This window comes from Campylobacter canis (assembly GCF_045504005.1).
GTDB classification, from domain to species: Bacteria; Campylobacterota; Campylobacteria; order Campylobacterales; family Campylobacteraceae; genus Campylobacter_A; species Campylobacter_A canis.
The window spans coordinates 188933-202472 of the sequence record NZ_JBJJXH010000003.1 but is presented as its reverse complement, the minus strand read 5'-3'; the positions used below and the strand labels follow the sequence as shown (position 1 = coordinate 202472).

Genomic DNA, 13540 nt, shown 5'->3' with positions numbered 1-13540 from the left:
TAATTTTAATATATTTTAAGCCAAATTTATATGTAAAATAATTTGTATTTTTATATGTATTATTTTATGTAGTTACTACAAAGTCTCGATATATTGCCATGCCTTTTGAGTATCGTATATATTTATAGCTTCCTTACTCTTAGCTCCAAACCCCCAACATACGTTTATATAACTTACTTTGGCATTAATAGCCGCAAGCTCATCTTTATAACTATCCCCCACAAACAAAACCTTACCAAACCCACCCATATCCTTAAGCAAATTTATCATAGTCGGATCAGGCTTTTGAGGCACATCCTTGCTGGCTCCTATGATATGATTAAAATATTTATAAATATTACTTTTTATTAAAATATCTTTTAATGTTTCATTGGGTGCATTGCTGGCAAGTGCTACGAAATAGTTTGCCTCTACACATTTTTTAAGCAGTTCGTCCACTCCTTGATAAGCTCTTGCATACTTATCGTAATTTATCTTAAATTTGACCTCAAAGCCGTCTCTAAGCTTTGAATTTATGACGTTTAATCCATAAAATTCCTTGCCGAGATCTCGTCCTACTTCATTTATAGCTCTTACTATAAATTCCTCACTTAGATCACTCTTAAATCCAAGCTCTCTACGCACTTCATTAACAGTCACACAAATGGCCTTTGAGCTATCTATCAAAGTGCCGTCCATATCAAAAATTATCGTTTTCAATCTTCATCCTTGTATCTATTTTTATGTTTATCTTTTTTATATGTTTTGGAATTTTTTAGCTTTTCAAGCGAATTCGCCGCGTCCAAAAGTTCATTTCTATCGTTGTTTGCGATGATTAAATTTACAAATTTTTCAAGCGCTTTTGAATAAGCCGAGTCAAGATAGACAGGCTCTATTTTAGCCAAAATTTCGGCATTTTTAGCTACTCTTAAGCGAAATTGCTCCTCATTATAATCCTCTCTTTTAAGCCCGCTTATAGCCGACTTTGCAAATTTTTCAAGTCCGCGCAAGTACTTTACACGCCTAAATTTATCATATCCTACATTGTTCATATAAATCTCCAAACAAAAATACAATTATACCTTACTTTCACACTTCAAATTTAAGCCCAAATTTTAATTTCCAAAACGAAAGTGTTAATAAAATGTAACCTTTTTATCTGTATAATACCGAAATTTAATTTACCACAAAGGCAAAAAATGAAGCAAGAAACCATTGCCACTCACTTTGGCTACGATAGCAAAACAGGCACAGGCTCAATGGCGATACCTCTTTATCAAACTACGGCTTACGACTTTGGCACCGCAGAAACTGCCGCAAATCGCTTTGCGCTAGCGGAACTTGGACCTATCTACACAAGACTAAACAACCCTACGACAGATATATTTGAGGCTAGAGCGGCGGCTCTTGAAAACGGTGTGGCGGCTATAGCTACCGCAAGCGGTCAAGCTGCTATATTTTATGCGGTTTCAAACATCGCAGCGGCAAGTGAAAATATCATAGTTGCTAAGAAAATTTACGGCGGATCAAACACTTTGTTTCACCACACTCTAAAGAGATTTGGCATAGAAGCAAGAGCTTTTGATAGCGACAACGCGGACGATCTTGAAAATTTGATAGACGGTAAAACCCGCGCGATATTTTTTGAAACGCTATCAAATCCGCAAATCGCCATCCCAAATATCGAAAAGATAGTCGCTATCGCAAACAAACACGGCATTATAACAATAGCCGATAATACTGTGCCTACTCCGATATTATTCCGCCCTATAGAGCACGGAGTGGATGTCGTAGTACATAGCGCAAGCAAATACATGAGCGGTCAAGGACTTAGTATCGGCGGAGTAGTGGTTGCCGGTAAAGGGCTAAATCAAAAGATAATAACAAGCGCAAGATACGCACATTTCAAAGGTCCGGACGAGAGCTATCACGGACTCATATATGCAGATCTTGCCGAAAATTTTGATATATATACACTTAGAATGAGACTTTCGCTTATCCGCGATATAGGCGCTACGATTTCTCCGTTTAACTCTTGGCAGCTAATTCAAGGGCTTGAAACGCTTGCTATTCGTATGAAAAAGCACTCGGACAACACACTAAAAATCGCTGAATTTTTAAATTCTCACAAAGCAGTTAAGAGTGTAACATATCCGGGACTTAAGAGCGATACGGGATACGAAAGAGCTCAAAAATACTTTGACGGCGGTATGGCAAGCGGACTGCTTTGCTTTGAGGTTGAAAGCTTTGAGCAAGCCAAAAAAGTGCTTGATAAAGTTAAAATTTTTAGCATTGTCGTTAATATCGGCGATTCAAAATCCATCATCACCCACCCGGCTTCAACCACACATCAGCAAATTCAGCCTAGCGAACTAGCTAAGATCGGAGTGCCTGCAGGGCTTATCCGCCTAAGCATAGGCATAGAGGATGCAGATGATTTGATCGAAGATCTAAAACAGGCTTTAGAAGCGTAAGCTTAAAATTTACGAGAGAGTTTAGACTCTCTCACTTTTAGCCAGTCTTTCATTTTAATCTTAAAAACAAGCTATAATTACAAATATAAATTTTATAAACTGAAAAATGTTTCTTAAATTTTATCAAATATCCAATCAATACACATCGCTAAAAACGAAAGAGTAACAATGCTAACCATTATTTTAATACTTATAATTTCTTTTGCTTGGGCTGTAGCGATAAATCAAATTTATAATAGTACTATTTGTTGATATTATAAATCGTAGCATATACCAGTACAAATGATATTAGCAAAGACTATGAAATTATTGTAGTTGATAATAATTTTACTACAAGCGACTTAGAAAGTATGTATGTAAAATCTTCAAACAATCAAAGTGGTTTTAAATTTACGCAAAAAATTAATTCTATTAATGTTTACAAAGACACAAACGCAACTAAAATAATAGCTAAAATTTATAAACATATACTGCCTAAATTTAGTGATTTTATAAAGTATTCAAATAGAAATATCCAAAACTAGTAGTGGTTTATCTTGCGGCTATGTCAAAACCGGATTGCTTAAATACAACTATGAAATAAAGCAAATTTTGAAAGATGTCCTACTAAATAATAATGCAAAAACTATATCAAAATTCTAATTCTGCGGAACAAAATAAGTTTTTAAAATTTCATTGTATTTATTTTCATCTTCGCATTGAATAAGCAATAAATCTCCCTCTTCAAATACCGATGAACCCGTAGGCTTGATGTATTCACCTTTACGTTTGATAAGCAGGATAAGAAAATCACTTGGTAACTCAAGCTCGGCTAAGTTTTTTTCGATGATCTCAGAGCCAAAATGGATAGTATGCTGCCTTAAAGTCTGATAAAAGATAGGCAAATTCGACGCTTCTATGTCTTCTGCCTTTTCGCTATCATCCTCCACTCCGCATTTTTTAGCTACAAATTCAAGCGTCGTTCCTTGGATAACTATGGAAATAAGAACGATAAAAAATATAGTATTAAAGATAAGATCGGCATTTGGTAGCTTGCTTCCGTAAGGATATGTCGCAAGAACTATGGGAACTACTCCGCGAAGCCCGACCCAAGAGATAAATATCTTTTCGCGTATCGCGTATCTTGAAAACATAAGCGAGATAAAAACTCCTATCGGGCGCGCTATAAACATAATCCAAAGCGCGATAACAAACCCCATAAGCGCAACCGACGGCAATGCCGAAGGAAATACAAGAAGCCCCAGCGTAAGAAACACAACTATCTGCATCGTCCAAGCGATACCGTCGTGAAAACCTACTAAATTTTTCTTATGTGCAAATTCCTTTTTATTTATGAAAATTCCTGCGATATAAACCGCCAAAAAGCCGTTTCCTCCGACTTTGACCGCAAGAGTGTAAAGAAGCAAGACCCAAGCTATAGAAAAAACGGGGTACAGCCCCCAGTATTCAAGCCTAAGCCTGTTAAAAATAGCAGGCATCAGCACCCCAAATATATAGCCCATAACTCCACCCAGCAAAAACTGCTCAAGCAAGACAAGCGCTACATCAGCAGGTGCAGGTATGGTGGCAAGCGATATCATTTGAATAATAGTCATGGTTAAAAATATCGCCATCGGGTCGTTTGAACCTGATTCTAGCTCAAGTAGCGGTCCTAGGTTGTTTTTAAGCGAAATTTCTTTAGCCTTTAAGATAGCAAATACAGCGGCAGCGTCGGTTGATGAGATAATCGCGCCAAATAAAAACGCCTCCATCCACGAAAAATCAAGCAGATATTTCACTATCACGGCAACGCCGCTAGCAGTTAGCGCAACGCCGATTGTAGCAAGGATTATGCCATTTAGCATGACGGGCTTTATGGCTTTAAATTTTGTATCAAGCCCACCTGCATAAAGTATAAATATAAGTGCGATGGTGCCCACATCTTGGGCTACTTTTTGGTTGCTAAATTCAATTCCAAGGAGCCCGTCAGATCCGGCCAGCATACCAACGGCAAGAAATACTATAAGTGACGGGATGCCGAATTTATCTGAAATTTTGCTAAATACGATACTAGCTATCAACAACATAGCAAAAAATAGCAAAAAATTTTCCAACTTTCACCCCGTAACTCTACTCAAATTTGGACTTTAAATTTAATTATTACATAAATCAAATTTCAACTCTAGTCTTATATATAAGCCCGCTCATAATAGGCTTTTGCTATAAAAATTATATCAAAAGCAAGCTTATTTTATTTAAATTTTATCCTTTTCTTCGTAAAAGATAAGATCAAAGCTGTTTTTGCGCTTTACCAGAGCTTTTTTAGACGGTACACTTCCCGCACTTGAGAGTCGTTCTATCTCGCCTCTCATCTCATCCACGGTTTGCTCGAACTGATCAAGCTGCTCTTTTAGCTGAAGGATGATATCAACGCCTGCTAAATTTACGCCTAAATCACGCGTTAAGCGAAGTATCATCTTGATTCTGTCTAAATCCTTTTCAGAATAAAGCCTCATTCGCCCATCCGTCCTTGAAGGCTCTACAAGCCCCTCACGCTCGTATTGACGCAAGGTTTGAGGGTGTATACTAAGCACTTTTGCCACTACGCTTATCAAATAAACCGGTTCATCATATCCACGCATTTTATCTCTCCGGAAGTTTTTCTTTCATAAGTTGTATCAAATTTTCATCAAGCGAATTTACATCAGGAAGCCCCACTCTGGCTCTTAGGTATAAATCTCCATAAAGTCCGCTCTTGCGGTTTTTTACTCCATACCCTTTGAGCCTGATCTTTTGTCCCGTCTTTGAGTTTTCAGCTATCTTTATCGTAACATCTTTTTGCAATGTAGAAACAGCGAATTTGCCGCCAAAAAGCATTATCTTAAGCGGAATTTCAACATCTTTATAAAGATCGTCGCCATCTCTTTCATACTCACTGCTTTCATCCACGCTTACGGTTAATATAAGATCGCCGGTGCCAGCGTTTTTAGAAGTTTTGCCTTTGCCTTTTATGCGAAGCTTCTCACCGTCGTTTATACCGTTTGGAATTTTGATTTTTAAGCTTTCGCCATTTAAATTTATCCTATGCTCCCCGCCTAAAACCGCGACTTCAAACGGTATATTAACTCTTGCTTTTATATCTAGATCCTGAGCAAAACTGCCAAACCCACGATCAAAATCACTACTTGAAAATCCGCCAAACCCTCCACGAGAAAAGCTACTAAAGCCTCCTGCCGCACTACCAAATCCGCCGCTAAAGATGTTTCTTAAAATTTCGTTAAGATCGCCCATATTAGCAGAGCTACTTGCAAAATCATGGAAATTTTGACCGCCAAACATCGCATCGCCATATTGGTCATACTGCGCTCGTTTTTTATCATCGCTTAAAATTTCATAAGCGGCATTTATCTCTTTAAATTTATCCTCAGCGCCTGCGTCTTTGTTAATGTCAGGATGGTATTTTCTAGCCAGTCTTCTGTAAGCCTTTTTTATCTCTTCACTTGACGCACCCTTTGAGATGCCAAGCGTATCATAAAGACTACTACTCATCTTGTTATCCTTATGTTTAATTAATTTTATAAAAATTGTAGCATAAAACTTTAGTCTATGTCAATCAAGCTTAGAGAAATTTACAATTCATCAAACCTATAATTAAAGTATTAACTTTGCGTTAAGCGGGTTATTTTATAATTTCACTTTAAAATTTAAACAATGTAAAGGACGCACATAAAAATGAAAAAGATATTAGCAATATCTCTGGTGGCAGCTTGTTCTTTATTTGCTACTACGATAACATTTAATGAAGCAAGAGATGATGCGACAAGAGTAAATCCTGAAGAAACTCAAGGCGTAATCCTCTCATATAATAGCTCAATATCAGAAGCCAAAAAATCGGTTGTAAATATCTCGACTACAAAGACATCTACGGTAGATAACGGCATAGATCAGATGTTTAACGATCCGTTTTTTAGAGATTTTTTCGGCTTTAACTTTAGAATTCCTCAAGATAAACAAAAAACCACATCTTTAGGCTCTGGCGTTATCATCTCAAATGACGGATATATAGTTACAAACAACCACGTGATCGAAGATAGCGACGAGATAGTAGTAACCTTACTCGAAGATGATCAAGAATACAAGGCGAAAGTTATCGGAACCGACCCAAAAACCGACCTTGCAATCATAAAAATAGACGCTAAAAATTTAAAAGCCATCAAGATAGCCGACTCATCTAAGATAATGGAAGGCGATATAGTATTTGCCATAGGAAATCCGTTCGGAGTCGGCGGAAGTATCACTCAAGGCATCATTTCAGGTCTTAATAAAGACAATATCGGACTAAACCAATACGAAAATTTCATACAAACGGACGCTTCTATAAACCCCGGCAATTCAGGAGGCGCACTTGTGGATAGTCGCGGGGCTTTAGTCGGTATAAATTCAGCTATCTTATCAAGAAGCGGCGGTAACAACGGCATAGGATTTGCGATTCCTTCAAATATGACCAAAGAGATAGCCAAAAAGCTTATAGAAGACGGTAAGATAGAGCGCGGATACATCGGCGTTATGATAGCAAATTTAACAACCGAGCAAAAAGAGATATATAAAAACAAAGAAGGCGCTCTTATAAGTAGCGTAGAAAAAGGTCTTCCTGCCGATGCCGCAGGACTTAAACGAGGCGATCTAGTAATACAAATAGATGATAAGAGAGTTAAAAACGCAAACGATCTTAAAAATATCATAGGCTCTCTTGCTCCGGATAAAGAAATAACCGTAAATTACGAACGCTCCGGCAAGATAGAATCTACTAAAATAAAACTTGTAAATATGCAACAAACCACCGACACAAAAGGAACTTCATCGATTGAAGGACTTAGCGTTACATCAATAACAGACGATATCAGATACAAATACAAAATTCCTCAAGATATAGTAGGTGTACTTGTAACTGATATCAAAACCGACTCAAAAGCCGATAAATTTGGATTTAAAAAGGGTGATATCATCATACAAATAGGCGAAGAAAATATTAAAAACATCGATGATTTCAACAAAGCCTTATCAAATTCAAAAAACAAAAAAACTCTTGTTTGGGTTAATAGAGGCGGCATAATACAAGGGCTCGTTATAAAATAATTCTTAAGGGCGCTTAAATTTGCGCCCTGCTCTTTTTTGTAACATTTATCAAAATCTGCTATAATCGGGCTAAATTAATTACAAGCTAGGAAGATATTATGGTAGAAATTTTAATGATTGAAGATGATTTTGAACTGGCTGAAATCCTAACCGAATACTTAGAAAATTACGACATAAAAGTAACCACCGCAGAAGAGCCTTATATAGGTCTTTCTACTTTAAATACAGGCAAATTTGATCTTGTTATACTTGATCTTACTCTTCCGGGTCTTGACGGGCTTGAAGTTTGTAAAGAGATAAGAAAAAGACATGACATACCTATAATAATCTCAAGCGCAAGACACGATATAACGGATAAGGTAAATGCTCTAGATAATGGGGCTGATGATTATCTGCCAAAGCCATATGATCCGCAAGAGCTGTTAGCTCGTATCAAAAGTCACTTAAGGCGCCAAAGCGTGTCTGTCTCGCAAGAGAAGAAATCGGCACCTAAAGATCTTGTATTAAACGATTTTGAGCATACTATAACATTTAAAGGAGAGGCTTTAAATTTAACCGCGGCAGAATATGACATTCTTAAATACCTCATCAAAAAAGAAGGAGGTGCCATAACTCGTGAAGAGCTTATATACAACTGCAACAGCATAAACGAAGACTCCTCAAACAAAAGTATAGATGTTATAATCGGAAGGATAAGGGCAAAGCTTGGCGAAAATCCAAAAGAGCCTACATATATACATGCGATTCGCGGGATCGGCTATAAGCTGATACAATAAATTTAGGCTCCAATGAAACGCTCATCGGTATTTTACACTATCACTTTTATATTTATCCTAGCGCTTACGAGCATATTCTTAGCCTTTTTGTGGCTGATGGATTATGATAAGCAAAACTACACCAGAGAGTTAAACGCAAAATACTCCACAATTGCCAGAAACACTCTCTTTTACATGAGCGGGATAATTAATGAAAAAGAGTACGATAGGCAACTTGAGGGCATAAATATGCCTGAGATAACAAACGATACTCAAAAGGAAGAAATTTTAAAAAACGCGATGGTTTTGGAAGAAATTTCAGCAGATATCGGCTCAAGCGCAATCATGCTTTATGACAAACACCACTACCTTAAAATTCAGCATATAGATAAAGTTTTGCTGCTAAAAGATAGCGACTATCAGCCATATCGTTACGACATTATAAAAATTATATTTATACTGGTTGCGCTCATACTACTAGCTGCTTATGTGTTTGTTATCAAAAAACTAAAGCCGCTTAGAAAACTAAAAAGACAAATAGACATTTTCGCTAAAGGCGAAATAGATAAGATAAAAAACGTAAGTAGCGGAAAAGATGAAATTTCAGAAGTTGCGGAGGCATTTTATGATGCAGTCTCACAAATAAAAAGCCTAAACAACTCGCGCAAACTTTTTTTAAGAAACATAATGCACGAGCTTAAAACCCCTATCACAAAAGGGCGAATCACTGCTGAAATGATACAAAAAGATAAAAATCAAGAACGCCTTGTTGCAGTATTTCAAAAGCTTGAAAGCTTGATAAACGAATTTGCAGCAGTCGAGCAAGTCACATCAAACATCGCGCTAAACAATACTAAAATTTGCCTGATTGATGACATTATAGATGAAGCGCTTGATATCGCCATAGTCGAAAAAGAGAGCGTTACTATAAACAAGCTTGATGATTTTAGTATAAATGTAGACTTCAAACTCTTTGCAATCGCTGTTAAAAATATGATAGATAACGCGTTAAAGTATTCGCCCGACAAGCATGTAAACATCACGATAAACAAAGGAAGTATTAAATTTATCAACAAAGGCGAACCTCTTAAGCAAGAGCTTGCTCACTACATAGAGCCTTTTACCAAAGGCGAGGATGCGCAAAAAAGCTTTGGTCTTGGTCTTTACATCGTGGATAACATCCTAAGAGCGCATAAGCTAAATTTAGCATACACCTACAAAAACAGCTTAAATATCTTTAGTTTTGAAAATTTAGAAAATATAAGATCTAGTTAAAAAGAAATTTATCTCACTCGTTTCTAAGTGTTTCAAGCACGTTTATCTGAGCTGCTTTTTTGGCAGGATAATATGATGAAAGCGCTACTATAAAGATCGCTCCTACGACTATAGAGATAAAATCAACCGCCGAAAGCTCCATAGGTAGCTTGCTATCGCCATAAACATCGGCAGGTAAATTTATAATATCAAAGCTACCAAGCAACCAAACTCCAAACAACCCAAGTATCACGCCAAAGACAATTCCGCTTCCGCCTATAGTAACGCCAAGCGCAAAAAAGCTCTTTTTTATCTCGTTTTTACTAGCCCCAAGAGAGAGTAGAAGTGCGATTTCTTGACGACGATTCATCACAGTCATCAAAAGCGAGCTTATTATGTTAAGAGAAGCCACAAGAATAATCAGCATAAGCACTATAAAAAGCGCTCTTTTTTCAAGCGCTAGCGCCGAGAAAAAGTTTCCGTTTTGCTGCCACCAGCCGATAGCTCTCATAGAAAAAGGAAGCTCTTTTGCTATATTTTCGATATCGACAAAAGGCTTATCCGAGTAGACGTGAATTCCATCATACCTACCCTCTTCGTAGTCTAAAATTTTACGCAGAGCCTCAACCGATGTATAAAGATAGCTTTTATCATAAGCCACAAGTCCCGAATTAAAGCTTGCATTTACGTCAAATCGCTTCATTTTCGGTATGAGAGCAAAGCCGCTTGGATCATTTTTAGTAAATATAAGAGTTAGCTTATCGGCTCCGCTTAATACAAAATCGCTCTTTATCCCGCTTCCCACAAGCAACTCGTATCCGCTAAGCTCTTTTTGCCCAAGAGCCTCTTTGACTACCGAATTTATCGTCTTTTCAGCATTAGAATTTACGCCAAAAAGTATCCCCCCATCAAAGCTTCCGCTGTTTTTGATGATAACTTGAGTCATTATATAAGGGCTAAATTTAAGATGAGGAAATTTAACTTTAAGCCGCTCAACATCGCTATCATCGATATTACCGCGAATATGAGAAAGGATAGTAATAGGATAGTTCATGGTAAAAAGTTTGCGTTCAAATTCCTTATCAAAGCCGTTCATTAAAGCCATAGCGATTATCAGCACCATAAGACCGACACTCACGCCAAGAAACGCCAAAATCGCACAAAGCGTTATAAAAGGCTGGCTTTTGTCAAAACGAAGGTATTTAAATAGCAGATATTTTACCACACTCATGAATCTTCCATATTTATTTTACAAAGCAAATTTATCAAATTTCCAAGACGGCCTTAAAGCTTGCCTTGGAAATATCTATTATCAGCCCGCAAAGGCTCCTTTTTTAGGACCGCTCTTGCCGCAGCACTCTTTGTATTTTTTACCGCTTCCGCAAGGGCAAGGCTCATTGCGAGGAATTTTTTTAGCTCTTACCTCTTGTTTTTTATCCTCTTGCTCCTCGTTTGAGTATTTAAGCTGGGCGTTTTGCTCTTCTTGCATAGCTCTTAAAGCTTGTTGCTCAGCCTCGATCTCTTCGGCATTTTTTAGCCTAACGGCATTTAGAATTTTAATTCCTTCAAATTTGATGCGAGATACAAGCTCCATAAAGAGATTAAAGCTCTCTTTTTTATATTCGGTTAGCGGATCTTTTTGGTTATAGCCGCGAAGCCCGATACCTGTTTTTAAGATATCCATTTGATACAAATGCTCTCTCCAAGCCGTATCAACGACCTGCAAGCAAAGTACTTTTTCAAGATACTTTCTTTGCGACTCTTCAAGCACGCTCATTTTTTCATTATATTGAGCTTCAAATTTATCGGTTATTATTTGAGCCAAATCTTTATAATCAAGCTCTTTTAACTCGCCCTCATCAACTCCCAAGCCGTTTTCTGCAAGTATTGAAACAAGCCTGTTAAGATTAAATTCGCTCTTTAAGACTTCAGGGAAAATTTCAGCCTGATCAAGTAGATTTATTACGAATTCATCTCTATTTTGCTTAATCTTTTCGCTTATATCAAATTCCGGATCAAGCAGCTCGTTTCTAAATTTATAAACCGTCTTTCTTTGTTCATTTGCTACATCGTCAAATTCCAAGATATGCTTTCTGGCTTCAAAATGCAGATTTTCTACTTTCTTTTGTGCGTTTTCAACGGCTCTTGTAACCATCTTTGAGTCTATGCTTTCGCCCTCTTCAATACCGAGCCTATCCATGATGCTTTTTATACGATCGCTTCCGAAAATTCTAAGCAAATTATCCTCTAAGCTTAGATAAAAGCGGCTTACTCCCGGATCTCCTTGACGACCAGAACGACCTCTTAGCTGGTTATCTATACGTCTGCTCTCATGCCTTTCTGTGCCTATGATATATAGTCCGCCAAGCGCTCTAACCTCATCGTTTATACGGATATCCACACCGCGACCCGCCATGTTTGTGGCTATGGTTACGGCTCCTTTGGCACCGGCTTCGGCTATGATTTGAGCTTCTTTTTCGTGATTTTTAGCATTTAGCACCGAGTGGGGGATCTTTTCTTTTACGAGCATGGCGTGAAGCAGTTCGCTTCGCTCGATAGAAGCTGTTCCCACAAGCACAGGCTGACCTTTATCGTGAGCTTTTTTGATCTCGCCAATAACCGCCTTAAATTTCTCATCTTGAGTTTTGTAAATTAAGTCATTATGATCAACTCTTACAACAGGTACATTTGTAGGGATTGATACAACGTCAAGCTTATAAATTTGAGCAAATTCCGTAGCTTCCGTTTGCGCAGTTCCCGTCATGCCCGAAAGTTTGCTATAAAGCCTAAAATAGTTTTGGAAGGTTATATCGGCAAGCGTTTGGCTCTCCTCTTGAATTTTAACGCCCTCTTTTGCCTCAAGAGCCTGATGAAGCCCCTCGCTAAACCGCCTTCCCTCACTAAGACGTCCTGTAAATTCGTCAACTATCACGACTTCGCTATCGCGCACGACGTAGTGAACGTCTTTTTCAAATAGATTATGCGCCTTAAGAGCCTGATCAAGATGATGACTTAAGATGGCGTTTTCAAGATTGTATAAATTCTCTACTCCAAATAATTTTTCAGCCTTGCTAATACCCTCTTCGGTTATGGCTATGGTGCGGTTTTTTTCATCTACTACAAAATCTCCGGTAGCCTTTTCTTGCGGAGTTTCGGGTGCCACACCTCTGGTTAGTGCCTTAGCGACCTCGTTCGCCTTGATATATCCGTCAAGGGTTCTATTTGTAGGACCTGAAATGATAAGCGGAGTTCTTGCCTCGTCGATTAAGATACTATCCACCTCATCGACGATTACGAAGTTATGCTCGCGCTGAACCTTGTCTTTAAACTCCATTTTCATATTATCGCGCAGGTAGTCAAAGCCAAATTCGTTGTTCGTGCCGTATGTTATATCAGAACCGTAAGCGACCTTTCTTGCCTCATCATCATATTGACCCGAAAGCACTACGCCTACGCTAAGACCTAAAAAATTATAAATTTCACCCATTTGCGTAGCGTCACGCTTGGCAAGATAGTCATTTACCGTAACTACATGCACACCCTTGCCGCTCATAGCGTTTAGCACCACAGGCAAAGTCGCAACCAAAGTCTTGCCCTCACCCGTCTTCATCTCGGCTATCTTGCCCTCGTGAAGCACCATGCCGCCGATGAGCTGAACGTCAAAATGACGCATATTAAGAGTTCTTTTTCCCACCTCCCTAACGATAGCAAAGACATCGTTTAGCACATCATCCATGCTCTTTGAGCCGCTTTTTATCGCTTCTCTTAACTCGTTAAAGCTATATTTTAGCTCATCGTCGCTCATGGCTTGATATTTTGGCTCAAGCGAATTTATATCCTTAACTCTTTTTGCGTATTTCTTGACCTCTCGATCATTTTTGGTTCCGAAGATTTTTTGCATAATGCTACTTATCATCTATCCGCCTTGTTAGTTATTTATAAAGCTAAGATTTTACCATTTGT

At 38.1% G+C, this 13540-nt stretch carries 11 protein-coding genes; 4 read left to right on the top strand and 7 right to left on the bottom strand.

Features of this window, described 5'->3' with window-relative positions; all coding sequences use genetic code 11:
* Positions 1-75: 75 nt before the first annotated feature.
* Positions 76-699, bottom strand: coding sequence for an HAD family hydrolase (locus ACHJH3_RS04470; RefSeq protein ID WP_407063753.1), 624 nt, complete (start codon positions 697-699; stop codon positions 76-78).
* Complete coding sequence (locus tag ACHJH3_RS04465; protein WP_407063752.1) at positions 696-1031, bottom strand: hypothetical protein; 336 nt, start codon at positions 1029-1031, stop codon at positions 696-698. Before ACHJH3_RS04465 ends, ACHJH3_RS04470 begins: the two co-directional genes overlap by 4 nt.
* Before the next feature lie 147 nt (positions 1032-1178).
* Here ACHJH3_RS04465 and ACHJH3_RS04460 point away from each other — a divergent pair, with 147 nt between their 5' ends.
* Positions 1179-2453, top strand: a complete 1275-nt coding sequence (locus ACHJH3_RS04460) for an O-acetylhomoserine aminocarboxypropyltransferase/cysteine synthase family protein (RefSeq protein WP_407063751.1) — start codon at positions 1179-1181, stop codon at positions 2451-2453.
* A gap of 638 nt (positions 2454-3091) precedes the next feature.
* Here ACHJH3_RS04460 and ACHJH3_RS04455 read toward each other — a convergent pair.
* The 3 genes from ACHJH3_RS04455 to ACHJH3_RS04445 form a co-directional block, all read right to left on the bottom strand.
* Positions 3092-4546 (bottom strand): potassium/proton antiporter, encoded by a 1455-nt coding sequence (locus tag ACHJH3_RS04455; protein WP_407063750.1) that lies wholly within the window; start codon positions 4544-4546, stop codon positions 3092-3094.
* Between the two features lie 141 nt (positions 4547-4687).
* Positions 4688-5074, bottom strand: a complete 387-nt coding sequence (locus ACHJH3_RS04450) for a heat shock protein transcriptional repressor HspR (protein ID WP_172199204.1) — start codon at positions 5072-5074, stop codon at positions 4688-4690.
* A gap of 1 nt (position 5075) precedes the next feature.
* Positions 5076-5981 carry a DnaJ C-terminal domain-containing protein gene (locus tag ACHJH3_RS04445; RefSeq protein ID WP_407063749.1) on the bottom strand — a complete coding sequence of 302 codons (906 nt, stop codon included), beginning with the start codon at positions 5979-5981 and terminating at the stop codon, positions 5076-5078.
* Between the two features lie 183 nt (positions 5982-6164).
* On the opposite strand from ACHJH3_RS04445, the gene ACHJH3_RS04440 reads away from it, so the two are divergent.
* The 3 genes from ACHJH3_RS04440 to ACHJH3_RS04430 all read left to right on the top strand — a co-directional run bounded on the left by ACHJH3_RS04440 (position 6165) and on the right by ACHJH3_RS04430 (position 9598).
* The gene (locus tag ACHJH3_RS04440; protein WP_407063748.1) at positions 6165-7568 is read left to right on the top strand and encodes a Do family serine endopeptidase; all 1404 of its coding nucleotides are present in this window, start codon (positions 6165-6167) and stop codon (positions 7566-7568) included.
* Positions 7569-7666: 98 nt separating this feature from the next.
* Positions 7667-8344, top strand: a complete 678-nt coding sequence (locus tag ACHJH3_RS04435) for a response regulator transcription factor (RefSeq protein ID WP_407063747.1) — start codon at positions 7667-7669, stop codon at positions 8342-8344.
* A gap of 12 nt (positions 8345-8356) precedes the next feature.
* The gene (locus ACHJH3_RS04430) at positions 8357-9598 is read left to right on the top strand and encodes an ArsS family sensor histidine kinase (RefSeq protein WP_407063746.1); all 1242 of its coding nucleotides are present in this window, start codon (positions 8357-8359) and stop codon (positions 9596-9598) included.
* 13 nt (positions 9599-9611) lie between these two features.
* On the opposite strand, the gene ACHJH3_RS04425 is transcribed toward ACHJH3_RS04430, so the two are convergent.
* Both ACHJH3_RS04425 and secA read right to left on the bottom strand, forming a co-directional pair.
* Positions 9612-10808: an ABC transporter permease gene (locus tag ACHJH3_RS04425; RefSeq protein ID WP_407063745.1), complete on the bottom strand. Its 1197-nt coding sequence runs from the start codon at positions 10806-10808 to the stop codon at positions 9612-9614.
* Between the two features lie 81 nt (positions 10809-10889).
* Entirely contained in the window at positions 10890-13493 is a 2604-nt protein-coding gene (gene secA, locus ACHJH3_RS04420) for a preprotein translocase subunit SecA (protein ID WP_407063744.1), read from the bottom strand.
* Between the last annotated feature and the right edge of the window lie 47 nt (positions 13494-13540).

Excerpts from the sequence above, each read along its gene's own strand:
- ACHJH3_RS04435 (WP_407063747.1), top strand. The coding sequence starts at position 7,667 with ATGGTAGAAATTTTAATGATTGAAGATGATTTTGAACTGGCTGAAATC.
- secA (WP_407063744.1), bottom strand. The coding sequence starts at position 13,493 with ATGATAAGTAGCATTATGCAAAAAATCTTCGGAACCAAAAATGATCGA.
- ACHJH3_RS04425 (WP_407063745.1), bottom strand. The coding sequence starts at position 10,808 with ATGAGTGTGGTAAAATATCTGCTATTTAAATACCTTCGTTTTGACAAA.
- ACHJH3_RS04445 (WP_407063749.1), bottom strand. The coding sequence starts at position 5,981 with ATGAGTAGTAGTCTTTATGATACGCTTGGCATCTCAAAGGGTGCGTCA.
- ACHJH3_RS04460 (WP_407063751.1), top strand. The coding sequence starts at position 1,179 with ATGAAGCAAGAAACCATTGCCACTCACTTTGGCTACGATAGCAAAACA.
- ACHJH3_RS04465 (WP_407063752.1), bottom strand. The coding sequence starts at position 1,031 with ATGAACAATGTAGGATATGATAAATTTAGGCGTGTAAAGTACTTGCGC.
- ACHJH3_RS04440 (WP_407063748.1), top strand. The coding sequence starts at position 6,165 with ATGAAAAAGATATTAGCAATATCTCTGGTGGCAGCTTGTTCTTTATTT.
- ACHJH3_RS04450 (WP_172199204.1), bottom strand. The coding sequence starts at position 5,074 with ATGCGTGGATATGATGAACCGGTTTATTTGATAAGCGTAGTGGCAAAA.
- ACHJH3_RS04430 (WP_407063746.1), top strand. The coding sequence starts at position 8,357 with ATGAAACGCTCATCGGTATTTTACACTATCACTTTTATATTTATCCTA.